General features: G+C 71.7%; 22 protein-coding genes and 2 tRNA genes. 4 read left to right on the top strand and 20 right to left on the bottom strand.

Annotated features, from left to right (window positions below; translation table 11 throughout):
* Positions 1-5 precede the first annotated feature (5 nt).
* Entirely contained in the window at positions 6-2,234 is a 2,229-nt protein-coding gene (locus QRN30_RS13475; protein ID WP_071251635.1) for an ATP-dependent DNA helicase RecG, read from the bottom strand.
* A gap of 98 nt (positions 2,235-2,332) precedes the next feature.
* On the opposite strand from QRN30_RS13475, the gene QRN30_RS13470 reads away from it, so the two are divergent.
* Positions 2,333-2,893, top strand: a complete 561-nt coding sequence (locus QRN30_RS13470; RefSeq protein ID WP_017887148.1) for an RsmD family RNA methyltransferase — start codon at positions 2,333-2,335, stop codon at positions 2,891-2,893.
* Positions 2,894-2,995: 102 nt separating this feature from the next.
* Here the strand turns inward: QRN30_RS13470 and thiL are convergent, their stop codons facing one another.
* Positions 2,996-3,991, bottom strand: a complete 996-nt coding sequence (thiL, locus tag QRN30_RS13465) for a thiamine-phosphate kinase (RefSeq protein ID WP_017887147.1) — start codon at positions 3,989-3,991, stop codon at positions 2,996-2,998.
* 24 nt (positions 3,992-4,015) lie between these two features.
* Here thiL and QRN30_RS13460 point away from each other — a divergent pair, with 24 nt between their 5' ends.
* A complete protein-coding gene (locus QRN30_RS13460) occupies positions 4,016-4,498 on the top strand; it encodes a DUF3515 family protein (protein WP_017887146.1) in 483 nt (160 codons plus the stop codon).
* A gap of 9 nt (positions 4,499-4,507) precedes the next feature.
* Here the strand turns inward: QRN30_RS13460 and QRN30_RS13455 are convergent, their stop codons facing one another.
* The 6 genes from QRN30_RS13455 to leuC all read right to left on the bottom strand — a co-directional run bounded on the left by QRN30_RS13455 (position 4,508) and on the right by leuC (position 10,993).
* Positions 4,508-5,590 (bottom strand): D-alanine--D-alanine ligase family protein, encoded by a 1,083-nt coding sequence (locus QRN30_RS13455; RefSeq protein ID WP_042539679.1) that lies wholly within the window; start codon positions 5,588-5,590, stop codon positions 4,508-4,510.
* A gap of 59 nt (positions 5,591-5,649) precedes the next feature.
* Entirely contained in the window at positions 5,650-6,663 is a 1,014-nt protein-coding gene (locus QRN30_RS13450) for an NAD(P)H-dependent glycerol-3-phosphate dehydrogenase (protein WP_031259730.1), read from the bottom strand.
* A gap of 79 nt (positions 6,664-6,742) precedes the next feature.
* Positions 6,743-7,567, bottom strand: coding sequence for a lysophospholipid acyltransferase family protein (locus tag QRN30_RS13445; protein WP_284761208.1), 825 nt, complete (start codon positions 7,565-7,567; stop codon positions 6,743-6,745).
* A 5-nt stretch (positions 7,568-7,572) separates the two neighbouring features.
* Complete coding sequence (gene murA / locus QRN30_RS13440; RefSeq protein WP_031259726.1) at positions 7,573-8,940, bottom strand: UDP-N-acetylglucosamine 1-carboxyvinyltransferase; 1,368 nt, start codon at positions 8,938-8,940, stop codon at positions 7,573-7,575.
* A complete protein-coding gene (gene leuD / locus QRN30_RS13435) occupies positions 8,940-9,536 on the bottom strand; it encodes a 3-isopropylmalate dehydratase small subunit (protein WP_017887141.1) in 597 nt (198 codons plus the stop codon). The genes murA and leuD overlap by 1 nt, the downstream gene beginning before the upstream one ends.
* The gene (gene leuC, locus QRN30_RS13430) at positions 9,536-10,993 is read right to left on the bottom strand and encodes a 3-isopropylmalate dehydratase large subunit (RefSeq protein ID WP_017887140.1); all 1,458 of its coding nucleotides are present in this window, start codon (positions 10,991-10,993) and stop codon (positions 9,536-9,538) included. Before leuC ends, leuD begins: the two co-directional genes overlap by 1 nt.
* A 225-nt stretch (positions 10,994-11,218) precedes the next feature.
* Between leuC and QRN30_RS13425 the strand changes: the two genes are divergently transcribed.
* Positions 11,219-12,286, top strand: coding sequence for an FUSC family protein (locus QRN30_RS13425; protein ID WP_042539685.1), 1,068 nt, complete (start codon positions 11,219-11,221; stop codon positions 12,284-12,286).
* Positions 12,287-12,574: 288 nt separating this feature from the next.
* Here QRN30_RS13425 and QRN30_RS13420 read toward each other — a convergent pair whose 3' ends face one another.
* The 11 genes from QRN30_RS13420 to QRN30_RS13370 all read right to left on the bottom strand — a co-directional run bounded on the left by QRN30_RS13420 (position 12,575) and on the right by QRN30_RS13370 (position 20,400).
* On the bottom strand, positions 12,575-13,180 hold the full coding sequence (locus QRN30_RS13420) for a histidine phosphatase family protein (RefSeq protein WP_017887138.1): 606 nt from the start codon (positions 13,178-13,180) through the stop codon (positions 12,575-12,577).
* On the bottom strand, positions 13,177-13,566 hold the full coding sequence (gene crcB, locus QRN30_RS13415) for a fluoride efflux transporter CrcB (protein WP_042539687.1): 390 nt from the start codon (positions 13,564-13,566) through the stop codon (positions 13,177-13,179). The genes QRN30_RS13420 and crcB overlap by 4 nt, the downstream gene beginning before the upstream one ends.
* Complete coding sequence (locus QRN30_RS13410) at positions 13,563-14,009, bottom strand: fluoride efflux transporter FluC (protein WP_194590454.1); 447 nt, start codon at positions 14,007-14,009, stop codon at positions 13,563-13,565. Before QRN30_RS13410 ends, crcB begins: the two co-directional genes overlap by 4 nt.
* A gap of 271 nt (positions 14,010-14,280) precedes the next feature.
* Positions 14,281-14,356 (bottom strand) — tRNA-Glu (locus QRN30_RS13405).
* Positions 14,357-14,389: 33 nt separating this feature from the next.
* Positions 14,390-14,465, bottom strand: a tRNA-Glu gene (locus QRN30_RS13400).
* Between the two features lie 325 nt (positions 14,466-14,790).
* A complete protein-coding gene (locus QRN30_RS13395) occupies positions 14,791-15,426 on the bottom strand; it encodes an MBL fold metallo-hydrolase (protein WP_042539691.1) in 636 nt (211 codons plus the stop codon).
* A gap of 147 nt (positions 15,427-15,573) precedes the next feature.
* The gene (locus QRN30_RS13390) at positions 15,574-16,581 is read right to left on the bottom strand and encodes a LacI family DNA-binding transcriptional regulator (protein WP_284761207.1); all 1,008 of its coding nucleotides are present in this window, start codon (positions 16,579-16,581) and stop codon (positions 15,574-15,576) included.
* A gap of 21 nt (positions 16,582-16,602) precedes the next feature.
* Positions 16,603-17,061 (bottom strand): hypothetical protein, encoded by a 459-nt coding sequence (locus tag QRN30_RS13385; protein WP_017887133.1) that lies wholly within the window; start codon positions 17,059-17,061, stop codon positions 16,603-16,605.
* Positions 17,062-17,066: 5 nt separating this feature from the next.
* Complete coding sequence (locus tag QRN30_RS13380; RefSeq protein ID WP_051067388.1) at positions 17,067-17,909, bottom strand: carbohydrate ABC transporter permease; 843 nt, start codon at positions 17,907-17,909, stop codon at positions 17,067-17,069.
* A 65-nt stretch (positions 17,910-17,974) separates the two neighbouring features.
* Positions 17,975-19,000: a carbohydrate ABC transporter permease gene (locus QRN30_RS13375; RefSeq protein ID WP_017887131.1), complete on the bottom strand. Its 1,026-nt coding sequence runs from the start codon at positions 18,998-19,000 to the stop codon at positions 17,975-17,977.
* Between the two features lie 116 nt (positions 19,001-19,116).
* A complete protein-coding gene (locus QRN30_RS13370; RefSeq protein WP_040419670.1) occupies positions 19,117-20,400 on the bottom strand; it encodes an ABC transporter substrate-binding protein in 1,284 nt (427 codons plus the stop codon).
* A gap of 291 nt (positions 20,401-20,691) precedes the next feature.
* Here QRN30_RS13370 and QRN30_RS13365 point away from each other — a divergent pair, with 291 nt between their 5' ends.
* Complete coding sequence (locus QRN30_RS13365) at positions 20,692-22,011, top strand: glycosyltransferase (RefSeq protein ID WP_284761206.1); 1,320 nt, start codon at positions 20,692-20,694, stop codon at positions 22,009-22,011.
* Positions 22,012-22,153: 142 nt separating this feature from the next.
* On the opposite strand, the gene QRN30_RS13360 is transcribed toward QRN30_RS13365, so the two are convergent.
* Positions 22,154-23,455 (bottom strand): glycosyltransferase, encoded by a 1,302-nt coding sequence (locus tag QRN30_RS13360; RefSeq protein WP_284761205.1) that lies wholly within the window; start codon positions 23,453-23,455, stop codon positions 22,154-22,156.
* Between the last annotated feature and the right edge of the window lie 70 nt (positions 23,456-23,525).

Below are 23,525 nucleotides of genomic sequence, written 5' to 3'. Positions count from 1 at the left end.
CCGGGTCAGTTCTTGCCGAGGAACGCCGCGTCGGACTCGTCGAGGCGCCGGGCGAGCGCGTCACGGAGGGCCGGCGAACCCTCGAGCTCCGGGTCGGGTTCGAGCACCCGCTCGGCTTCTTCGCGCGCGTCGACGATGAGGTCCGCGTGCTCGACCACCCGGAGCAGGTTGAGCGAGGACCGCCCACCGGACTGCCGTTCACCCAGGACGTCGCCTTCGCGTCGGAGCTCGAGGTCGATCCGGGCGAGCTCGAAGCCGTCGTCCGAGGCGGCCACCGCGTCGACGCGCTCACGCGAGGTGGTCTCGAGCTCGGCCGTGGTGACGAGCAGGCAGACACCGGCCCACTGCCCACGGCCGATGCGACCGCGCAGCTGGTGGAGCTGCGAGACACCGAACCGGTCGGCGTCGAGGACCGCCATCATCGCCGCGTTCGGCACGTCGACCCCGACCTCGATCACGGTCGTGGCCACGACGACGTCGAGGTCACCGGCGGCGAAGGACGTCATCACGCGGTCCTTCTCGTCGGCGGTCATCCGGCCGTGCAGGACCGCGATCGAGCGCCCCTCGAGCGCGGGCATGGTGCGCATCCGCTCGGCCGTGGCGAGGACGGTCGCAGGAGCGCGCTTCGGGGCGTCGGCCTCGGCCTCGGCGGGTTCCGGCTCCCCGTCGTCCTCGGTGTGGGCGTCGTCGATGGCCGGACAGACGACGAACGCCTGCCGGCCCTTCGCGAGTTCCTCGGCCATCCGCGACCAGATCCGGGGCTCCCAGCCGGGGTGCTCCGCCAGCGGGACGGTGAAGGTCTCGACGCCGGCACGCCCCGACGGCATGCCCGTGATGGTCGAGACGTCGAGGTCGCCGAACACGGTCATCGCGACGGTGCGCGGGATCGGTGTGGCCGTGAGCACGAGCACGTGCGGCGGGGTCGTGCCCTTGGTGCGGAGGGCCTCGCGCTGCTCGACGCCGAAGCGGTGCTGCTCGTCGACCACCACGAGTCCGAGCTCGGCGAAGTCCACCCGGTCGCCCAGGAGGGCGTGGGTGCCGACGACCAGCCGTGAGCTGCCCGACACCGCGGCGAGCAGGGCACGACGGCGTTCGTCGGTGGACTGCGACCCCGTCAGGATCACCGGTCGGAGTTCGGCCGCCAGGTCCGGACCGAGGAACTTCACGATGGACCGCAGGTGCTGCGCCGCGAGCACCTCGGTCGGGGCGATGAGCGCGGACTGCCCGCCGGACTCGGCCACGGTGAGCATGGCCCGGATCGCCACGAGGGTCTTGCCGGAACCGACCTCACCCTGGATCAGGCGGTGCATGGGCCAGGTACGGGCGAGGTCGTGGTCGATGTCGGCACCGACGGCACGCTGGTCGTCGGTCAGCGTGAAGGGCAGGGTGGCGTCGAAGCGTTCGAGGATGCCACCGGGAGCGGCCACGCGCGGCGTCGCCGCGGTGCGACGGGCCGCGATCCGGCGCTGCACCAGGGCGGTCTGCAGCACGAACGCCTCGCGGTAGCGCAGGGCGTCCTGCGCGCGCTTGAAGTCGGCGACCTTCTCGGGGCGGTGCAGCAGTTCGAGAGCCCGGCGGAACGGCACGAGGTCGAGCCGGGACCGCGCGGACGCGGGCACGGGGTCGGGCAGGTCCGGCAGGGTGTCGAGGACGATGCCGATGGACTTCGCGATCTGCCACGAGGTGAGCGAGGCCGTCGCCGGGTAGATCGGGATCGGCTGGCGCGACCACCGGATCGCTTCGTCGGAACCGGGGTCGGCGGTGGCCCGTGGGTCGTCCGGGTCGAACAGCTCGTAGTCCGGGTGGGCGAGCTGCCGGGCACCGCGGTAGTCGCTGACCTTGCCGGAGAAGATGCCGCGGGCGCCGGGCACGAGGTCCTTCGTGCGCCATCCCTGGTTGAAGAACGTCAGGGTGAGCAGCCCCTTGCCGTCACCGATCTTCGCTTCGAGGATGGAGCCACGACGCGCGCGCATCGTGCGTTCGCGGACGTCGACCACCTCGGCCACGATGGTGACCGGTTCGCCGATCGCGAGCGAGTCGAGGGCCGTCAGCGCACCACGCTCGGCGTACCGACGCGGCGCGTGCTCGAGGAACTCCCCCACCGTGCGGTAGCCGAAGGCCTTCTCGATCGCGGTCGCCGTCCGACCGCCGAGGACGTTCGCGAGCCGCGCGTCGAGCGGCGCCGGACCGAGGTCGGGCGCGGCCGGCGCAGCGGGGGTTCCGGAGGTGACCACGGTCCAACGGTACCGGGCACGACCGACCCCACCCGCGCCTCCCGAACGGGCCTGTGGAGAACGCCGGAACGGACCCGCCGGGCCGATACGGTGGCTGCATGACCCGCATCATCGCCGGCGCCGCCGGCTCCCTGACGCTCCGCGTGCCGAAGTCCGGCACCCGGCCGACGAGCGACCGCGTGCGTGAGGCGCTGTTCTCGTCGCTCGAGGCGCGGGGACTGGTCGAGGACACGTCGGTGGCCGACCTGTACGCGGGCACGGGCGCGCTCGGGCTCGAAGCGGCATCGCGCGGGGCCGTCGAGGTGGTCCTGGTGGACCGGGCGTCCGCAGCGGCGCAGGCGTGCCGGGCGAACGCGAAGGCGGTGCAGCAGCGGATCCCCGGTGTCCGGATCGACGTGCAGCCGCAGCCCGTGCTCGGGTACCTGCGCGGAACCGTCCGCACCTTCGACCTGGTGTTCATCGACCCGCCCTACGACGTCACGGAGCACGAGCTCGCCGAGGTGCTCGAGGCGCTGGCGCCGAAGCTGACTCCCGACGCCGTCGTCGTGGTCGAGCGGAGCAAGCGCTCCCCCGAACCCACCTGGCCGACGGGGCTCGCGCCGTTCAGCAAGCGCAGCTACGGCGAGACCGTCGCGTGGGAGGCCGTCGCCGCCGACTGAGGCGCGGTGCGCCTGTGCACGCGCTCTGCGACAGTGCACGTGTCGAACGACGCGTGTCCTGTCGCAACACGGTCCTGCACCGACCGGATCGGGTCAGCCGGGTCAGCCGGCGGCGCCGTCCCAGTCGGCGTAGGGGTCCCAGCCGGTCGTCGGCACCGGGGAGCCGGCGCGCAACAGGTCTGCGTCGCCACGCTCCCGCACGACGCCGATGCGGCGGAAGCCCCCGGGCAGGACGACGTCGGCCGGGAACGTGGCGAGGAGTCCGTGGTCCTCGCCGCCGTGCAGCGCGGCGTCGTCGAGTTCGGCCTCGGCGTCGATCTCCAGCGTGACGCGGCTCGCGCGTGCCATCCGGCCGGCATCGATCGCCAGGCCGTCCGACAGGTCGAGCATCGCGGTGGCCCCCGTCTGCGCGGCGAGCGGGCCGTCGGCGATCGGCGGTACCGGGCGACGCTGCCGTCCGACGTCGGGGTCCGTGTCGGCGCCGCTCGTCACGGTCGCTGCGCGGTCCGGCTCGCCCCGGTCGTCCACGCCGTCGCGGAACAGCCGGGACAGCCCACGTGCGGCACGACCCGTCTCGCCGGACACCGCGAGCACGTCACCGACCCCGGCGCCCGACCGCAGCACGGGTGCGAGGCCGCGCAGGTCCCCGAAGGCGGTGACGGTGACCGTGAACGTGGCCGAGGTGGAGAGGTCCCCACCGACCACCCCGCACCCCGGCGCGAGCGCGTCGACGGCGAGCCGGAAGCCGTCGGCGATGCCCTCGAGGACCGCGACGGGGGTGTCCTGCGGCGCGGCCAGGGCGATCACGAGGCCACTCGGCACCGCACCCATCGCCGCGACGTCGGAGAGGTTCGTGGCGGCGGCCTTCCACCCGACGTCCGTCGGCGACGACCATGCCCACCGGAAGTCCGGACCGTGGACCATCATGTCGGTCGTGACGACGAACCGACCGTCGGGTGCTGCCACCACCGCGCAGTCGTCACCGGGGCCGAGGATCGGCGTCCCGGTCGGCAGGCGGCTCGTGATCCGGTCGAGGACGACGAGTTCGCCGAGCTCCCCCACCGTCGGTCCGGTCCAGGCGTCGTCCGTCGCGTCCACACGAGAACGGTAGCCTGGACGGCGATGGACACCGCGCGCCGCACCCCTCGGACCCTCGCGATCGTCGGGGTCGTGATCACCCTCGCCGCCGGGCTGACCGGGTGCACGAACGCCGTCTCGATGACCGCAGCGCCGTCGGCCGACGCCGCAGCGTGTGCCGCCGTGCAGGTCCGACTGCCCGCGACCGTGGGCTCCAAGTTCGACCTGCGGAACACGAACGCACAGGCCACGGCGGCCTGGGGCGACCCCGAGGTGGCGATCTACCACTGCGGCGTCGCCGTGCCCACCGTGTCCGACCTGCCGTGCTTCTCGCAGGGCGGCGTCGACTGGATCCGCGACGACCGCGGCGACCAGGTCGTCTTCACCACGTTCGGACGGTCGCCGGCCGTGCAGGTCGTCGTCGACTCGACGAAGACCACGTCGGTCGTGCAGGAGCTGTCCGACGCCGTGTCGTCGCTGCCGAAGGACGGACACGAGTGCCTCGACCCGGCGGACGTGCAGGGCTGACCGACCTGGTCAGCGGACGGCGGCGCGACCCAGTTCGATGAGCTCGGTGACCAGCTCGCCGTAGGACACGCCCGACGCCGCCCAGCAGCGCGGGTACATCGACAGCGGCGTGAAGCCCGGCATCGTGTTGACCTCGTTCACGACGAAGCCGTCGTCGGTCAGGAAGCAGTCGACACGGGCCAGGCCCGAACCGCCGATGGCCTCGAACGCGCGCGCGCCGATCGAGCGGATCTCGTCGGTCTGCGCCTCGGTCAGCGGGGCCGGGCAGAGGAGCGACTCGTCGCCGCCCAGGTACTTCGAGGCGAAGTCGTAGAAGCCGTCCTCGGCCACCACGATCTCGCCGGGCAGGCTCGTCCGCGGCGCACCGTCGCGCCCCTCGAGCACGGCCACCTCGACCTCGCGGCCGATCACCCGCGGCTCGATGATGACCTTGGAGTCGTGCTCGAACGCCAGGTCCATGGCGGCACCCAGCTGCGAGGGGTCGTCGACGCGCGAGACGCCCATGCTCGATCCCGCTCGGGCCGGCTTGACGAACAGCGGCCAGCCGTGTGCCGCGACCGTCTCGGCGACGTCGACCGGGTCGGCCGCCCACTGCCGGCGGAGCACCGTGGTCCACGGGGCGACCCGCAGCCCGGCGTGCTCGAGCACGGCCTTGGCGACGTGCTTGTCCATCGCCAGGGCGCTCGCGAGCACGCCGTCGCCGACGTAGGGCAGCCCGGCGATCTCGAGCAGGCCCTGGATCGTGCCGTCCTCACCGAAGGGGCCGTGCAGGATCGGGAACACCACGTCGACCGGGATCGCGGTGACGGTGCCGTCGGGGTGCGACACGACGAGTTCGTTCGTGGCCGGGGACGTCGGGAACGCGATCCGCGTGCCGTTGTCGGCCACGGTCGGCAGCGCGCCGTCGCGGATCGTCCACTGCGCCGGGTCGTCGGACTGCAGCGTGAAGGCACCGTCCTGGGTGATCCCGATCGGCACCAGGTCGTACTCGGACCGGTCGACGACGTCCATGATGCCGCCTGCGGTCACGCAGCTGATCTCGTGCTCGCTCGATCGACCGCCGAAGAGCACGGCGACGGTGGTCCTGGGCATGGGGGTTCCCTCGGGGATCGTGGGCACGGGAGTCCCTTCGTGACTCGGTGCGGGACCGGTCACTCGCCCTGCGGCTCGTCGGTCTCGGTGAGGTGCGGCGCGATGTTGCGCGGATCGAGCCTACCGGCGAGGACCTCGCCGACCTGGCTGACGATGGGCATGTCGACACCGTTCGCCGCGGCCAGCTCGAGGATCGGGGCGACCGAGGCCAGCCCCTCCGCCGTCTGGTTCATCTGGCGGACGACCTCGTCGAACCGGTAGCCCTGACCGAGCAGCCGCCCGGCGGTGTTGTTCCGCGACAGCGGCGACTGGCACGTGGCGATGAGGTCGCCGAGGCCCGCGAGCCCGGACAGCGTGGACGACTGCGCACCGAGCGACACCGCGAAGTCGGTCATCTCGGCCAGGCCGCGGGTGATGATCGAGGCCTTGGTGTTCTCGCCGTAGCCGACCCCGTCGACGATGCCGATCGCCACGGCGATGAGGTTCTTCAGCACGCCGCCGAACTCGGTGCCGATGACGTCGGTGTTGATGAACGACCGGAAGTACGGGTTCGTCGCGACGGCGGCGACGTCGGTGGCGGTCTCCAGCGAGGACGACGACACCACGGCGGCGGTCGGCTGCCGGCGGGCGATCTCGAGCGCCAGGTTCGGCCCGCTGGCCACGGCGATGCGGTCCTGGTCGATGCCGAGGCCCTGCAGCAGGACCTCGCTCATCCGCAGCCCCGTGCTCTTCTCGACGCCCTTCATCAGGCTGACGACCGGCACGTCGGCGGGCAGCAGCTCGCGGATCGCGGCGAGGTTCGATCGCAGGGTCTGCGAGGGCACCGAGACGTACACCTGCGAGGCACCGTCGAGCACGCGCTCGAGGGACGTCGAGGCGGTCAGCGTGCGCGGCAGGTTGATGCCGGGCAGGTAGTCCGAGTTGCGCTTGGTCTCGGTGATCTCGCGGGCGACCTCGGGGCGCCTTGCCCACACCACGGTGGACGCACCGCCCTCGGCCAGCACCTTCGCGAACGTGGTGCCCCAGCTGCCGGCACCGATGACGGCCACCCGGGGCTTGTCGGTCGACTGCATGACCACCCGGATCGCAGCGGTGTCGAAGGCCCCGGGAGCCGCCGCAGCGGGGTCGGGTCGGTCGTCGTGGGGGCGGAGGTCACTCAAACCGGCCGGTCTCCTTCTGGTTGTTCGCCGCCGGGTCCCAGCGGGTCGCGGGTGCCCGTTCACCACGGAGCACCTCGAGCAGCGCGGTGATCTCGCGCATGACGAGTTCGGTGGCCTCGCCGAGCATCTGCTGGTCGATCGGCCGACCGCGGTACGCCGACAGGTCGACCGGGTCGCCGATGATCACGTCGACGCGCGACGGCGGGAACAGCCGGAGCTTCTTGCCGTACCGCGCCATGATGTTCTGCGTGCCCCAGTGGGCCATCGGGATGATCGGGACGTCGTTCTCGAGCGCGATCCGGACCGCGCCCGTCTTGCCGCGCATCGGCCACAGGTCCGGGTCGCGCGTGAGCGTGCCCTCGGGGTAGACGATGATCGCCCCGCCCTGCTCGACGAGCGACCGGCCGCCGCCGAGCGGGTCGCTCAGACGCGTCCGGCCGGAGCGTTCGACCGGGATCTGCCCCATGCCGGACATGAGCTTGCCGACCACGGGGACCGTGAACAGCGACGCCTTCGCCAGGAACCGCGGCGCCCGCTTCGAGATGTACACGGCGGTGCCCACGACCAGCGGGTCGATGTTCGTGAAGTGGTTCGGCGCGAGCACGAACGCGCCCTCCGCCGGCAGGCGGTTCGGGCCGTGCCAGTGGTAGCGCGCCGAGAACCGGAACGTCGGGATGACGATGGAGGCGACGATGCGGAACGCGGTGTTCAGCTCGCCGCGGCGCCACCGGCGCCCACGCACTGGGACGCCGGTCGCTACCTGCGCGTCGGAGCCGCCACGGGCCTCCAGACCGTCACCCTTTCCTTCAGCCCGCACGGTGCCTACCCAGCGAAGTCGAAGTCGGCGCCGAGCTTGCGCAGCTTCGGGATGAAGTGCTCGTAGCCGCGGCTGATGATGCCGACGTTGGTGATGTGCGACTCGCCCTCGGCGGTCAGCGCCGCGATGAGGTGGCTGAAGCCACCGCGCAGGTCGGGGACGCGGACGTTCGCGGCGTGCAGCTTCGTGGGCCCGGTGACGACGGCGGCCTGCTCGAACGGTCGGCGGGCGACACGGCGGTCGTGGCCGGGGAGCCCCTCCTTGTGCACGACGATGTCGGCACCCATCTCGTTCAGGGCGTCGGTGAAGCCGAAGCGGTTCTCGTAGACGGTCTCGTGCACGATGCTCTGGCCGTCGGCCTGCGTCAGCGCGACGACGAGCGGCTGCTGCCAGTCCGTCATGAAGCCGGGGTGCACGTCGGTCTCGATGACGACGGGCTTCAGGGTGTCCAGCTCGCGGTAGAACCGGATGCCGTCCTCCTGGATGTCGAACCCGCCGCCGACCTTGCGGAAGACGTTGAGGAACGTCATGAGCTCCTGCTGGTTCGCACCCTCGACGAAGATGTCGCCGTTGGTGGCGAGCGCTGCGGAGGCCCAGCTCGCGGCCTCGTTGCGGTCGTTGATCGCACGGTGCGTGTAGCCGCGGAGCGACTCGACACCCTCGATGAAGATGACGCGGTTCGGCTCGACCGAGACGATGGCGCCCATCTTCTGCAGGATCGCGATGAGGTCCATGATCTCGGGCTCGATCGCGGCGTTCCGCAGCTCCGTGACGCCCTTGGCGAGGGTCGCCGAGAGCAGGACCTGCTCGGTGGCGCCGACGCTCGGGTACGGCAGCTCGATGGAGGCGCCGGTCAGGCCGTCCGGGGCCGTCAGGTGGATGCCGTTGACCTGCTTGTCGACGACCGCGCCCATGGCGCGGAGCGCGTCGAGGTGGAAGTCGATCGGGCGGTCGCCGATGCGGCAGCCGCCGAGGTCGGGGATGAACGCCTCGCCGAGCTTGTGCAGCAGCGGGCCGCAGAACAGGATCGGGATGCGGCTCGAGCCGGCGTGGGCGTCGATCTCGGCGAAGTGCGCCGACTCGACGCGCGACGGGTCGAGGATGAGCTCGCCTCGTGCCGGATCGGTGATGCGCACGCCGTGCACCTCGAGCAGCCCGCGGACCACCTTGACGTCGGAGATGTCCGGCACGTCACGGAGGATCGACGGGGTGTCACCGAGCAGCGACGCCACCATGGCCTTGGTCGCGAGGTTCTTCGCCCCACGGACCTCGATGCGCCCCACGAGGGGCTTGCCCCCGCGGATGACGATCTCGTCCGACGTGAGGCCCACGCGCGCCCCTGCGGCCGCTGCGTCCTGTACGAGAGAGTTCACTACTTCACCGGCAATGTCTTCGGCCGCCAACTGGAGCGGCGGGATTCGAACTCCGTGATCGAGGTCTCGTCACGGAGGGTGAGCCCGATGTCGTCGAGCCCTTCCATCAACCGCCAACGAGTGTAAGCGTCGATCTCGAAGGGGACGTCCACATCCCCCAGCGACACGCGCTGCGTCACGAGGTCGACCGTCGCCTCGACGCCCGGGTTCGCCTCGATGACGGCCCACAGCCGCTCGACTTCCGGTTCGGTCACGATCGCGGTGACCAGGCCCTGCTTGCCGGCGTTGCCCCGGAAGATGTCCGCGAACCGGGGCGAGATCACGACCGAGAAGCCGAAGTCACGGAGCGCCCAGACGGCGTGCTCGCGGGACGACCCGGTGCCGAAGTCGGGGCCGGCGATCAGGACGCGGGCGCCCTGGTAGCGCTCCTGGTTGAGGACGAAGTCGGGGTCCTGGCGCCACCCGGAGAACAGGGCGTCCTCGAAGCCGGTCTTCGTGACGCGCTTCAGGTAGACCGCGGGGATGATCTGGTCGGTGTCGACGTTGGACCGCTTGAGCGGGGCCGCGATGCCGGTGACGGTGGTGATCTTGTCCATCAGAAGGTCCCCTCGGTGGCGGTGGCGGACGTCGCCGCCGCGATCTCGTCGTCGGTCTCCAGGTCCCACGGGCTCGACAGCGTGCCGCGCACCGCGGTGGCCGCGGCGACGAGCGGCGAGACCAGGTGCGTACGGCCGCCCTTGCCCTGGCGCCCCTCGAAGTTGCGGTTCGAGGTGCTCGCGCAGCGCTCCCCCGGTGCCAGCTGGTCCGGGTTCATGCCGAGGCACATCGAGCAGCCGGCGAACCGCCACTCGGCGCCGAACTCGGTGAACACCTTGTCGAGCCCCTCGGCCTCGGCCTCGAGCCGGACGCGGGCGGAGCCGGGCACGACCATCACCCGGACGCCGTCGGCCTTGGTGCGGCCCTTGATGATCGACGCGAAGGCCCGCAGGTCCTCGATGCGCGAGTTCGTGCAGGACCCCATGAACACCGCGTCGACGGCGATGTCCTTCATCGGGGTGCCGGCGGTGATGTCCATGTACCCCAGGGCTCGGCGTGCTGCGGCCTGGTCGTTGGGGTCGCTGTAGCTCGACGGGTCCGGCACGTTCTCGGACAGCGAGACGCCCTGGCCGGGGTTCGTGCCCCAGGTGACGAAGGGCTCGAGGTCGTCGGCGTCGATGAACACCTCGGCGTCGAACACGGCGTCGTCGTCGGTGGCGAGGGTCTCCCAGTAGGCGACGGCGTCGTCCCAGTCCGCACCGGTCGGGGCGTGGTCGCGGCCCTGCACGTAGTCGTAGGTCGTCTGGTCGGGGGCGACCATGCCGGCGCGGGCACCGGCCTCGATCGACATGTTGCAGATCGTCATGCGCCCCTCCATCGAGAGCGCGCGGATCGCGGAGCCGCGGTACTCGAGCACGTAGCCCTGGCCGCCGCCGGTGCCGATCTTCGCGATGACGGCCAGGATGATGTCCTTCGCCGTCACCCCGGGGCGCAGCGTGCCCTCGACCGTGATCGCCATCGTCTTGAACGGCTTGAGCGGCAGGGTCTGCGTGGCGAGGACGTGCTCGACCTCGGACGTGCCGATGCCGAAGGCCATCGCGCCGAAGGCCCCGTGGGTGCTGGTGTGCGAGTCGCCGCAGACCACGGTGATGCCGGGCATGGTGAGGCCGAGCTGCGGGCCGACCACGTGGACGATGCCCTGCTCCTTGTCACCCAGGGAGTGCAGGCGGACGCCGAACTCCTCGCAGTTGCGACGGAGGGTCTCGATCTGGATCCGGCTCGTCGGGTCCGCGATGGGGCGGTCGATGGCGAGCGTGGGGGTGTTGTGGTCCTCGGTCGCGATCGTCAGGTCGAGGCGACGGACCGGCCGACCGGCCTGCCGCAGGCCGTCGAACGCCTGCGGACTCGTCACCTCGTGCACGAGGTGGAGGTCGATGTAGAGGAGGTCGGGGTTGCCGTCCTCACCCTTGACCACGACGTGGTCGTCCCACACCTTCTCGGCGAGCGTCTTTCCCATGAGCCCGGCCCTCCTCGTCCTCGTCGTTGCGCCGCGACCGCGGCACGATCAGGCGACTCTACCATTGGTATACCAACGCGCGGCACCCCGCCCGTCGCACATGCGGCACCCCGTCCGTCGCGGGCCCGTCACCCCGCCGTCGCACGCCCGTCACCCCGTGACGGCGCGGCCTGGAGGCCCGGGGCGACTCCCCGACACCTGTCGCGGTGGGAAGATGGGGACGACATGACGACACCTGCGCACTCGACCCGGACCATCAACCTCGAGGGCGCGGCCCGCGCCGCGATCGCCGGTGGCGCACCGCTCGCGCTGCTCATCGCCCTCGGGATGCCCGGGTACGCCGCCTTCGCCATGTTCGCCGGGTTCACCGCCATCTTCGGTGCGACCGAGCCCTACCGGCAGCGTGCCGTCACCACCGGCGTCGCGGGTGCACTGCAGACGCTCTGCATGTTCGCCGGCGTCGGGGTCGGGCTCGTCGGGTCGCCGCTCTGGCTGCAGGCCGTGGGTCTCGTCGTCGTCCTGGTGGTCGCGGTCTGCACCCTCTCCGCGCTCCGGGCGATCCCCGCTCAGCCGATCTTCCCGGTGTTCGCGTTCGTCGTGTCCGCACTCGTCCCGATGCGTCCGGCGGACGTCCCGCTCGTCGCGACGATCATCGTGTGCTCGGTGGTCTGGGCCTGGCTCGTCGCGATGTCCGGTTCGGTGCTCCGCCGGGTGCTCCACCCGCACGCCCCGCACCGGTTCCGCCCGCTGGCCGACCGCAAGCACCGCTCGCTCGCGGTCCTCGGGACCCCGGCGCTGTGGGAGACCGTCGGGCTCAACGTCGTCGGGTCACTCGTCGCCGGTGCGGTCGCGGAGTCGATCCCCGGACTCGGCCACCCGTACTGGGCCGTCATCGCGGTGGTTTCTACGCTGCCGGCGATCCGGCAGCGGCACACCGTCGTCCGCGCCGGGCAGCGTGTGGTCGGCACGATCGGGGGCACCGTGGTCGCGGTCGGCGTCCTGCTGCTCGAACCGTCGGCGTGGTGGATCGTCGTGCTGGCCGTCGTCGGGCAGTTCTTCGCCGAGATCTTCGTCGCCCGGAACTACGCCGTGTGCCTGCTGTTCCTCACCCCGCTTGCGTTGGCGGTCTCGTGGCTGAGCCTGCCCGAGGCGCCCCAGCTGCTCGCGCTCGACCGGATCGCGCAGACCGTGCTCGGTGCCGTGGTCAGCGTGGGGCTGCTGCTCGTCGGGCGTGCGATCGAGCGCCGGCGCGGCCGTGCCCTCGGTGCGACGAGCGCGATCCGCACGGTCTGACGCACCCGGTCGTTCCGGGCGTTCCTGGTCATTCCTTCCGACCAGGGATGCCCGATTCCGCCTGCCATCGCGCGTGACAGGGGAAGGAACGGGCGCGGACGACGGACGGGAGGCCCGTGGCGGGGCCGCCACGGGCCTCCCGTCCGTCCGTGGTCACGACCACCGCGCCCTGCGAAAGCGACAGATCGCTGCGGAACAACCGCGGAGGTCTGTCGCCCTCGCGGACGGGACCGCACCGGGTGCCGCGGGTCTGTCGCTTTCGTGAGCACCGGACGCCCCACCAGCGCGTCAGTCGCGCGGCTGGATGTTCCAGGCGTCGATGACGGGGCGGCCGTGCTCGTAGCCCAGGACGCTGACCGAAGCGGTGCCGAGCTTCAGCACGGCACCGTCCTGCGGTGCGAGCCGGATCCACGCGGCGCCGAGCGCCCGCAGCACGTGGCCGTGCGCGATGAACACGGCGTCGTGGCCCTCGGCGAGCACCGGACGGGCACGGTTCAGGATGCGCTCGACGCGGACCCGGACCTCGGCAGCGTTCTCACCGGGAGTGTCGCCGGCGGGGACGCCGTCGGTCCACAGGTCCCACGGTCCGTGGCGCAGCACCTTGATCTGCGGGGTGGTGAGGCCCTCGTACGCGCCGTAGTCCCACTCGTACAGGTCCTCGTCGAGCTCCGGCTCGACGCCGATCAGGTGTGCGGTGTCGCGGGCGCGCTGCAGCGGGCTCGACAGCGCCAGCGCGAACGACCGGTCCCCGAGGTACCGGCCTGCGCGCTTCGCCTGCTCGACGCCGTTGTCGGTGAGCGGGATGTCGGTGCGGCCGGTGTGTTGCCCGCTCTTCGACCACTCCGTCTCTCCGTGACGGACGAGGACGAGTTCGCCGGGGCGTTCCGAGGTCATGAGTTCCTTCCGATCCAGAGGCCGAGCGCAGCTGCGCCGACCGAGACGACGAGCATCCCGAGGCCGTTCAGGACGGCGAGCCGGGTCTTGCCGGATCGGAGGAGCTGTACGGTCTCGACGCTCGCCGTCGAGAACGTCGTGTACCCACCCATCATGCCCGTCCCGAGCACCGCGACCGTCGAGGCGGGGATGGTGCCGGCCTGTCCGAGGCCCGTCAGCACGCCGAGCAGGAGCGACCCGGACACGTTGATGAGCAGCGTGCCGACCGGGAACCCGGCGAACCGCGAACGGGCCACGCGGCCCTTGACGAGGCCGTCGAGCACGAAGCGCAGCGCGGCGCCTGCTCCCCCGCCGACCGCGACGAGGAGCAGTTCGACGGGGCTCATCGGGCATCCTGCAGCGGTTCCGGGCGGGTGCGGGGCCGGGTGGCCGCGGCGACCCAGAGACCGAGGACGACCGCGGCGAGTCCGAGCACGACCGACAGCAGGGCGTACCCGCTGCCGGCCGTCCACCGGCCGAGGTCGAGCAGCTGCGCGGTGTCGTCCGCGAGCGTGCTGTAGGTCGTGAAGCCGCCCAGGACGCCGGTGCCGACGAACAGGCGGGCCGCGCGACGACGACCGACGTCGGCGCCGCGGCGTGCGAGCGCGTCGAGCAGGAACCCGAGGCAGAACGCCCCGACGACGTTGATCGCCAGGATGGTCCAGCTGATGCCGTCGTGTGCGGGGAACGCCGCAGCGAGCAGTGCGCGGACGGTGGTCCCGATCGCGCCGCCGAGGGCGACCAGGGTGATGAAGCCCCATCGCAGGTGTGGTGGGCGCTCATCGGTCATCGGTACTCCTATCGCCGAGCACGCCGGATCGGCTCCGCGCGTGCGGTGTTCGGGATAGGGACCGTTGGCGGCTGGTGCGCGGTTGGGTCCGGCAGGCCCCACTGCCGGGTCTGGCGACGTCGACAGCGTACCGCCCCACCCGCGGCGCCCGCGATCGCCCGCACCTGGACGGTCTGTGGATGCGCACATATGCCGAGCCGGGTCGACACCGCCTGTCGGAGGGGACGACGAAACCCCCGCAGAGCAGGAGCTCGGCGGGGGTTTCGTGTGCTGGTGACCCCAGCGGGATTCGAACCCGCGTTACCGCCGTGAGAGGGCAGCGTACTAGGCCGCTATACGATGGGGCCGCGGCTGTTGTCGGACTCGGAGCATGTCACCTGTGGTGACCCCAGCGGGATTCGAACCCGCGTTACCGCCGTGAGAGGGCAGCGTACTAGGCCGCTATACGATGGGGCCGTTCCGACAACTCGACAAGTATTGCACAAGCCCTGCATCCGTACCAAAACGGGGCGTGTCGCCCGGGTGCGCCGTCGTGCTGCGCCCGGCATACGGCGCTCGCTGCGCGTGCAGATTCCGACGGAACACCGGTCGAACGACGCGCGTTCTGTCGCAACCTGCACACGCATCCGTTGCGTGCGCATCGAGCGACGAAACACCCGTCGAACGACGCGCAGTCTGTCGCAACATGCGCACGCATCGGTCGCGCGGCCGTGGACGCGACCGCCCCTCGGAAGGGAGGCGCGGGGCGGGCCCGCCACGGGCCTCCCGTCCGCCCGCGCGGTCAGATCGTGAGCGACTCCCCCGGCCGCAGCACGACGAGCGACCCCGCGGGTTCGACGGCCTCGCGCAGCCGCCCCGTGTGCATGTTGTAGCCGATGTCGGAGAGCGTGGCCTCGTGGATCGGGTACGCGCGGGACGGCGCGATCGCGGCGACGGCGTCCATCATCTCGCCGACCTTGAGCCACGGTGCCCCGACGGGCGCTGCGAGGACCTCGACGGGGACGCCCGGGTCCGTGTATGAGTCCCCCGGGTGGAACAGCCGGCCGTTCACGAGCACGCCGGTGTTGTCGACGATCGGCACCGAGGAGTGGATGAGCTGGTGTCGGGTGCCGTGGAAGGAGAGCTCGAACGGGCCGACGGTGCGGTGGTCGCCGTCGGTCACGACCTCGACCGCGATGCCGGAGTCGGCGAGCGCCGCGCGGACGCCTTCGGGGCCGAACACCACGGCGTCGGGGTCGGCGGCGAGGATCCGGTGCAGCTGTTCGGGCGTGACGTGGTCCGGGTGCTCGTGGGTCACGACGACGGCGACGACACCCGTGACGTCGACCGGGCGGGTGAAGTTGCCCGGGTCGAGCACCAAGCGGGTGTTGCCCTCGGTGATGATCTGGCAGGCGTGTTCGAGTTTCGTGACCTCCATGCGGGCGAGGCTACGCCGAGCCGAGCGAGGGAGGGCCGCTGGGGCTGCGTCGACTCGGATCGACACCGCCGTTGTCGCACGACATCCGGAACGTCGTTCCGAGTCGACCACGCCCACGCCACCCACGCCACCTACGCGCCGCCGACCTCACCCCGGCGGCGGCCCCGTCGACGCGCGGGCGACCAGGTGCGCCGGTGCCGCCGCGATCGGGCCGGCCACACCGCCGTCGACCTCGGCGAGCACCGCCCGCGCCGCGGTCCGCCCCTGGGCGACCGGGTCCTGCGCGACGGTGGTGAGTCCGACGGTGGCACCGAACTCGTGGCCGTCGATCCCCATCACGGACACGGCCTCGGGTACTGCGAGGCCGGCTCGGTGCGCGGCCAGCAGGACGCCGAGGGCCATCTCGTCCGAGGCGCAGAGCACCGCCGTCGGTCGCGCGGTCGCCGGCTCGGCGAACAGCACGGCCCCGGCGGCGGTCCCACCGGCGAACGAGAACCGGCCGTCCAGGGACCACCGTTCCGGCACCGCGGACCCCGCCGACCGCACCGCGTCGAGGAACCCGTCCCGACGCAGGTGCGGCACGGCGACGTTCAGGCCGGCCTCGTCCTGGCCGCCCACGTAGGCGATCCGCCGGTGCCCGAGTCCGTGCAGGTGCTCGACGGCGACCCGGGTGACCTCGCGGTCGTCGACGCCCACGTTCCGCAGGCCCGGTGCCGGGCCGCCGATGACGACCATCGGGTGCCGACTGAGTTCGAGCTCGGCCCGTTCGGTGGCGTCGAGCACCAGGGAGAGCAGGACGAGGCCGTCGACGCGGTGCCGCAGCATCGAGCGTCGGAACGCCCGGTCGCGGTCGCCGCCCGGGCCGCCGAGGTTGTAGAGGACCAGGTCGTACCCGGCCTGGCGGAGCTCCGCGTCGACACCGCCGAGCGCCTTCACGGAGAACCAGCGGTCGATGACGGGCACGACCACCCCGACGGCGCGCTGACGACCGGTGGCGAGACCGGCCGCCGCCGAGCTCGGGACGTACCCGAGTTCGTCGGCGACCCGGCGCACCTCGTCGATCGTGGTGTCGGCCACGTTCGACATGCCGCGGAGCGCCCGCGACACCGTCGACTTCGACAGCCCCGTGACGGTCGCGATCTCCTGGATCCCCATCGGTGCGACCCGGGAGGCCCGTCAGCCGTCCGTCCCGTGCGTCACGTCCGCCGGTCGGTCGGCCGCAGTGCCGGGGGTTGCGTGCGCGACGGCCGCTGCGGCCCGGCGGGCGCCGTGCGGCGCTCGACGACCGGCTGGTGCGAGCTCGTCCCACCCGCTGTGCCGGTGCACCCGCCCGTCCGCGGAGGGTCGTGGCCGGCGCCGGTGGTCGTCGCCGCGCGCGGTGCGGAACCCAGCGATGGCGGGAGTGGCACCGACACCGTCGACCTCGGCGTGCCGGCGGAGCACCCGCACCCGCCAGCGGTCGAGGGCGACGACGCCGAGCACGCACACCAGCAGGGTGAGCGCCCAGCCGAGTGCCGGTCGCCCGGTGAGCTCGCAGAACACCGTGACGCCGAGGAACAGCACGCCGAACATGCCGACGAAGCCGATCGATTCCTCGATGTGGGCGGTGGGACGGGTGGGTCCGCGCTGGGCCATGGCCGTCAGCCCTTCACGCCGCCGGCGGTGAGCCCCGCCACGATGCGCCGCTGGAAGATCAACACGAGGACCACGAGCGGTATCGTGACGATCGTGCCGGCGGCCATCACCGCCGTGTAGGGCTCCTGGTGCGGCTGCGACCCGGCGAACGAGGCGATCGCCACGGTCACCGGCTGTGTCGCGTCGCTCGAGAGCTGCGACGAGATGAGGTACTCGTTCCAGCTCGAGATGAACGCCAGGATCGCCGTGGTGAACACCGCGGGCGCCGCGAGCGGCAGGATGATCCGCCGGAACGCCTGCACCCGGGTGCACCCGTCGATGCGGGCGGCCTCTTCGAGGTCCCACGGCATCTCGCGGAAGAACGACGCGAGCGTGTACACGGTCAAGGGCAGCACGAACGAGATGCTCGGCAGGATGAGTGCCTGGTACGACCCCATCCAGCCGATGTCGGTGAACAGCTGGAACAGCGGCGAGATGAGGGCGACACCGGGGAACATCGACGCGGCCAGGATCGCACCGGCGATGAACGACTTGCCGCGGAACTCGAGCCGGGCCAGCGCGTACGCCGCCGTGGTGCCGACGAGCAGGGCGATGACGGTCACGGCGACGCCGATGAACACGCTGTTCAGGAGGGCTCGGCCGAGGTGGTTGCCCAGTGCCGTCGAGAACGCGGTCGCGTAGTTGTCGAGGGTCACGTGGGTGAACCACGGGGTGGCGTCGAACGTGTACCCGACCTCGCGGAAGCTCGTGACCACCATCCAGTAGAACGGCAGGAGGCACCAGACGGCGATGACGACGGCCTGCACGGCGGTCCGGAGCTTCGGGCCCGTCTCGCGTCGGACCCGCACGTCGGGACGGTCCGTCGCCCGGTCGCGGGTCGCGGTGGTGCGGCGGGGACGATCTGCTGCGAGGGTCACTTGAGTTCACCCTTCTGCTGGGCTGCCTGCGTCTGCACGACGTTCGCGCCGAGGAACCGGACGAAGACGAACGCGACGATGAAGACGATGAGGAACGTGATGGTGGACAGGGCGGATGCGGCGTTGAACCCCTGCCGGATCTGGTCGACGACCAGCACCGACAGCGACACGGTCGCGTTCCCGGAACCACCACCACCGCCGGTCATGATCGCGATGAGGTCGTAGATGCGCAGGGCATCGAGGACACGGAACAGGATGGCGACCATCAGGGCCGGCCGGACGAGCGGCAGCGTGATGAGGAAGAAGCGTTGGAGCGTCGAAGCGCCGTCCATCTTCCCCGCCTCGTAGACGTCCTCGGGGATGAGCTGCAGGCCCGCGAGGATCAGCAACGCCATGAACGGCGTCGTCTTCCAGGTGTCGGCGATGACGATCGCGAACCGAGACGCCCACTCGTCGGAGAACCAGAGGACCTGGTGCCCGATCACGTGGTTGAGCACGCCGTTCGCGTCGAAGATGAAGTACCAGAGCTTCGCGGTGACGGCGGTCGGGATCGCCCACGGCACCAGGATGGCGGCGCGGACGAGGGCGCGGCCCCTGAAGTTGCGGTTCATGATGATCGCCATCCACAGACCGATGACGGTCTCGAGGACCACGGTCACGATCGTGAAGAAGAACGTGTTCCCGAAGGCGACCCAGAACTGGGAGCCGAGGTTGCCGGGTGGGCACGCGACGTCCCCGCACCGCTGGCCGAGCCAGTGCACGTAGTTCGTGACGCCGGCGAAGCCGCCCTCGACGAACAGACCGGTCGCCTTGTCGAGGCCCTGGTCGAGCTGGAACGACTGGATGACCGCGCTGACCACGGGGTACCCGATGACGACCGCCAGGAGCACGATCGTCGGGCCGATGAGGTACACGGCCCACCGGCCGTGCTCGGCGTTGAGCCCGCCCTTGCGCCGCTGGGGCTTCGGTTCCGTGCCCGTCGGGTTCGGGACGGCTGCGGGGATCTCGGTTGCTGCTGACACGTGTCGGCCTCCTTGCCGGGGGTGTCGGAACGCAAGTGGGGACGGAGGGGAGGCCCGTGGCGGACCCGCCACGGGCCTCCTGTCCGGAAGGTGCGGCGGAAGCCGCGGTGCGGCCGCTAGCTCCCGCTGTCGGTCGCGGCCTTGAGGGCGTCCTGCATGTCCTTCATGGCTTCGTCGACCGACTTCGACCCCTTGAGCGCCGCGTAGGTGTTGTCCTGGATCGCCTTCGTGACGGCCGGGTAGAACGGCGTGACCGGGCGCGGCTCCGCCGACTCGATCGACTTGAGCAGCGTCGGCAGGTAGGGCAGCTGCTTCGTCAGCTCGGGGTCCGTGTAGAGGTCACCGACGACCGGTGCGAGCGAGCCCTGGGTCGCGAAGAACTTCTGCGTCTCGTCCGAGGTCAGGAACTCGAGGAAGTCGTGCGCCGTCGCCTTGTGCTTCGAGTACACGCTGATGGCCGCGTTGTGCCCACCGAGCGTCGAGGCTCCGACGCCGTCGGCACCGGGGATCGGCGCGATGCCGAAGGTGTCCTTGACCTTCGACGAGCCGTCGGTCTTGGCGAGGCTGTAGACGTAGGGCCAGTTGCGCAGGAACAGCAGCTTGCCGTCCTCGAACGCGGTGCGGCCCTGCTCCTCCTGGTAGGTGATCGCCTCGGCCGGGATGTTCCCGTCCTGGAACGCGTCGACCAGGTTCTGCAGACCGGCCTTCGCCTTGTCGGTGTCGACGTCGGGAGCACCGTCGCTGCCGAGCACCGAACCGCCGGAGCCGTTGATCGCCTCGGACGCGTTGACGGTGAGGCCCTCGTACTTCGCGAACTGCCCCGCGTAGCAACCGATGCCGGCAGCCTTCGCGATCGTGCAGTCGTCCATCATCTCCTTCCACGTGGTGGGGGGCGTCTTGACGAGGTCCTTGCGGTAGTAGAGCAGCGCGCCGTCCGAGGTCTGCGGCGCGGCGTAGAGGGTGTCGTTGTAGGTCGCGGTCTTCACCGTCGACGGCAGGAGCTTCGAGGTGTCGAGCTTCATCTCGCCGGTGAGCGGCGTGAGCCACTTCTTCGCGGCGAACTCGGCGGTCCAGACGACGTCCACGTCGACGACGTCGTAGTTCTCGTCCTTGGCCTGGAAGTGCTGCACCAGGTCGTCGTGCTGCTGGTCGGCCTGGTCGGACTGTTCCTTGAAGGTGACCTTCTCGTCCGGGTGGGCCTTGTTCCACTTCGCGATCAGCGGGCGGACGACGTTCGAGTTGTCCTTGCCCTGCACGTAGGTGATGGGTCCGCGGCTGTCCTGGCCGCTCTTGGCGTCGTCGTCCGCCGAGCTGCCGCTCGAGCATCCGGTGAGCACGAGCCCGATGACCGCGACCCCCGCAACGGACGCGAACCGCACCCTGGCGCGTGTTGTCTTCACAGCGTTGTCTCCTCGTTGAGATCACCAGGACGGCTCGGTCGGAGCACGACACCGCCGCCCTGGAGCAGGCGACACTGCCTGCTGGAGGAGGAAGCTACGCCCGGTCCGACCGGAGCGCAACCGGTTGCATCGGATCCGTGACCTGAGCGTGACCCATGAGCTTCCCGTGTCTTCCTGGGTGAGCGCTCACCCTCGTCCGGGGCACACGCGCCGTGCGGAACCCCGCACGAACCCCGCCACTGCGCCGATCTCCCGTTGTCGGCCGCTCCGGGCCGTCGTAGCGTCCCGCACATGGCCATCCCCTCCACCGCCGCCACCGTGCCCGCACCGCGCCGGGTGATCGGCGTCGACCTCGACGCCCCGCTCCCCCGGCTCGTCGCCGACGAGACCGGCGCGTCCGCCATGGTGATCGGCTACCGCGGCGGCCACCCCACCGGCACGCTCGACGTGCTGCTCACCGACGACCCCGCCGACGCGGCCCGCGCGCTCGAGGCCCTGCAGGAGACCGTGCTGGCTGACGTCCCCGTCGTGGCCGACGAGGACCTGCCGACCATCTCGGTCGTGGTGTCCACCGTCGTCGACCGCGTCGAGGACCTCGGCAAGCTGCTCGACGTCCTCGAGCACCTGGACTACCCGCGGCACGAGGTCATCCTCGTCGACAACCGGGTGCGCGTCCCCGCCGGTGACGCGCTGCCCGCGATGCTGGCCGGGCGGGACGTCCGTCTGGTCGAGGAACGTCGCCCGGGCCTGTCCGCCGGTCGCAACGCCGGTGTCGCCGCCGCGACCGGCGACGTGATCGCCTTCACCGACGACGACGTCCGCGTCGACCCGCAGTGGCTCCGCGCGATCGGTTCGCGGTTCGTCAGCGAGCCGGACCTGCAGGCCGTCACCGGCGTGATCCTGCCGAGCGAGCTCACCACCCCCGCGCAGATCTGGTACGAGGCGTACTACGGCGGGTTCAGCGCCGAGCGCACCTTCTCGCCCGTCACGATCGTCCCCGAGGACGTCGCCGGCACCATGCGGCACGCCCGCGTCCGTGCCCTCACCCCGTCGGGCCAGGTGCTCAAGCGCTTCGCGGTCTACGGCATCGGGGCGTACGGCGCCGGCGCGAACATGGCCTACCGACGCACCCTGATCGACACCGTCGGTGGCTTCGACCCCACGCTCGGCGCCGGCTCCCCCGCCCGCGGCGGTGAGGACCTGGCGATGTTCGTCGAGACGCTCTGGCGCGGCGGGAGGATCGGCTTCGAACCCCGCGCGGTCGTGCACCACCGGCACCGTCAGACCATCGAGGACCTGCACAAGCAGCTGCACGGCAACGGCGTCGGGTTCACCGCGCTGATGTTCGCGCTCGCCGCGAAGGACAAGCGGCACGTCGCCGTCCTCGCCCGCCTGATGCCGCTCGCCGCGAAGGTCAAGTCGAAGCAGATGGTGTCCCGTCTCGCCGGGCGCCGCGACGCCGCCACCGAGGTCACGAACGAGGCCTCGACCACACGCATCCCGAAGACCCTGGCGTACCACGAGCTGCGCGGCTTCCCTGCGGGTCCGGCCGCCTGGTTCCGGAGCCGTCGTCGCTGGCGCGACGTCGAGGCGGGACGGTTCCGGCCCTAGCCGGTCCCCCGCGCGGAACGGGAGGCCCGTGGCAGCGTCGCCACGGGCCTCCCGTCCGTTCTGCCGCGCACGCGGAGCGCGACAGAGCACGCGTCGATCGACGCGTGCTCTGTCGCAAAGCCGGTGCCGGCGTGCCCGCGCCTCAGCGCGCAGTCAGCCGCCCGGCCAGGTACCGCCACGGCCCGCCCAGCGCGGCCACGAGTTCAGCGCGCTTCAGCCCGCGCGTCGCCTCGGTGAACTCGGCGTCCACGGGCCAGCCGCCGATCGCGTCGACCGGGCGATCGTCCGCTCCCTGCCCCAGGGCACCGAGCCGCCGCACCGCCCCGGCCGCCCGCCGCAGCACCGCGAACGCGGTCGACGGCCGCAGGACGAGCTTCGTCACCCACGCGCCGAGGCCCGTGCCGTAACCGATGGCCTGCGACCGCAGAGCGGCACGGTCCTTCCGGTGTTCGTGCCACACGACGGCCGAGGGCTCCACGGCGAGCGCCCCACCGGCGAGCAGGACCCGGGTGAACAGGTCGGGGTCCTCGCCGGCCCGGGCCCGGGTGCCGGGGCCGAGGGCGACGTCGAAGCCGCCGAGCTGGCGGACCGCGTCGCGGCGCACGGACATGTTGGCCCCCGTGCCGAAGGCCCCGACGGTGAACGGGAACAGGGGTTCGTCGACCGGAGGGCTCGCCGTGCGGAGGACCCGGCGCTCGAGGTTCCGGGCCCAGGTGACCCGCTCGTCGAAGTAGCGCTGCGTGGGGGTGCGGAGCTCGCCGCTCGGTACCAGTCCGGTGACGCACCAGACGTCGCTGTCCCGCTCGTAGGCGGCGGCGATGGCGGCCATCCAGCGCGGGTCGGCGACGACGTCGTCGTCGATGAAGGCGACGACCGTGCCGGACGCGAGCGCGAGGCCGGCGTTGCGGGCACGCGAGACTCCGGCGCGGGGCTCGAGGACGTAGTGCACCCGCGGGTCGCCGAGCGCGGCGACGACGTCGCGCGTCCCGGTCGTGACCGGCGCGTTGTCGACGACGAACACCTCGAAGTCGTCGTACGCCGACGCCAGGACGGACCGGACGGCGCGGTCGAGTGACGCGGCGCGTTCGCGCGTGCCGATGACGACCGAGACGCGTGCGCCGGATGCGGGCGCGTCGACCGCGGGGCCCGGTGCCGGCAGTCGGCGCAGGACGGGTCCGAGCTCGGCCGGGTCCACCGCCCCGCCCTCGTCGACGCGCACGTCCACGAACCCGGCGACGTCGTCGCCGTCGCGGACCATCAGGCGTGCCCGGCGGAAGCCGGTGGCGCCGGCCAGCTGGACGGTGTCCGCGGCGAGCGCGGCGGACCGGTCGACGGCACCGACCCAGGCGGCTCCGGCCCAGGTGGGGGCGTGGGTCGAGGGCATCGCGGGCATCGCGGGCTCGAGTGTCAGGGCTCGGGCCGCGGTGGTGGTGTGGTCGGTCATGCTCGTCCCGTCGGGCCGGTCTCATCGGGTGGACCTGGCCATGGTCACCGGCCGACGACAGGGGGTCAAC

This window comes from Curtobacterium sp. MEB011 (assembly GCF_030209655.1).
Classification (GTDB): Bacteria; Actinomycetota; Actinomycetes; order Actinomycetales; family Microbacteriaceae; genus Curtobacterium; species Curtobacterium poinsettiae.
This window is presented reverse-complemented; position numbering and strand designations above follow the sequence as displayed.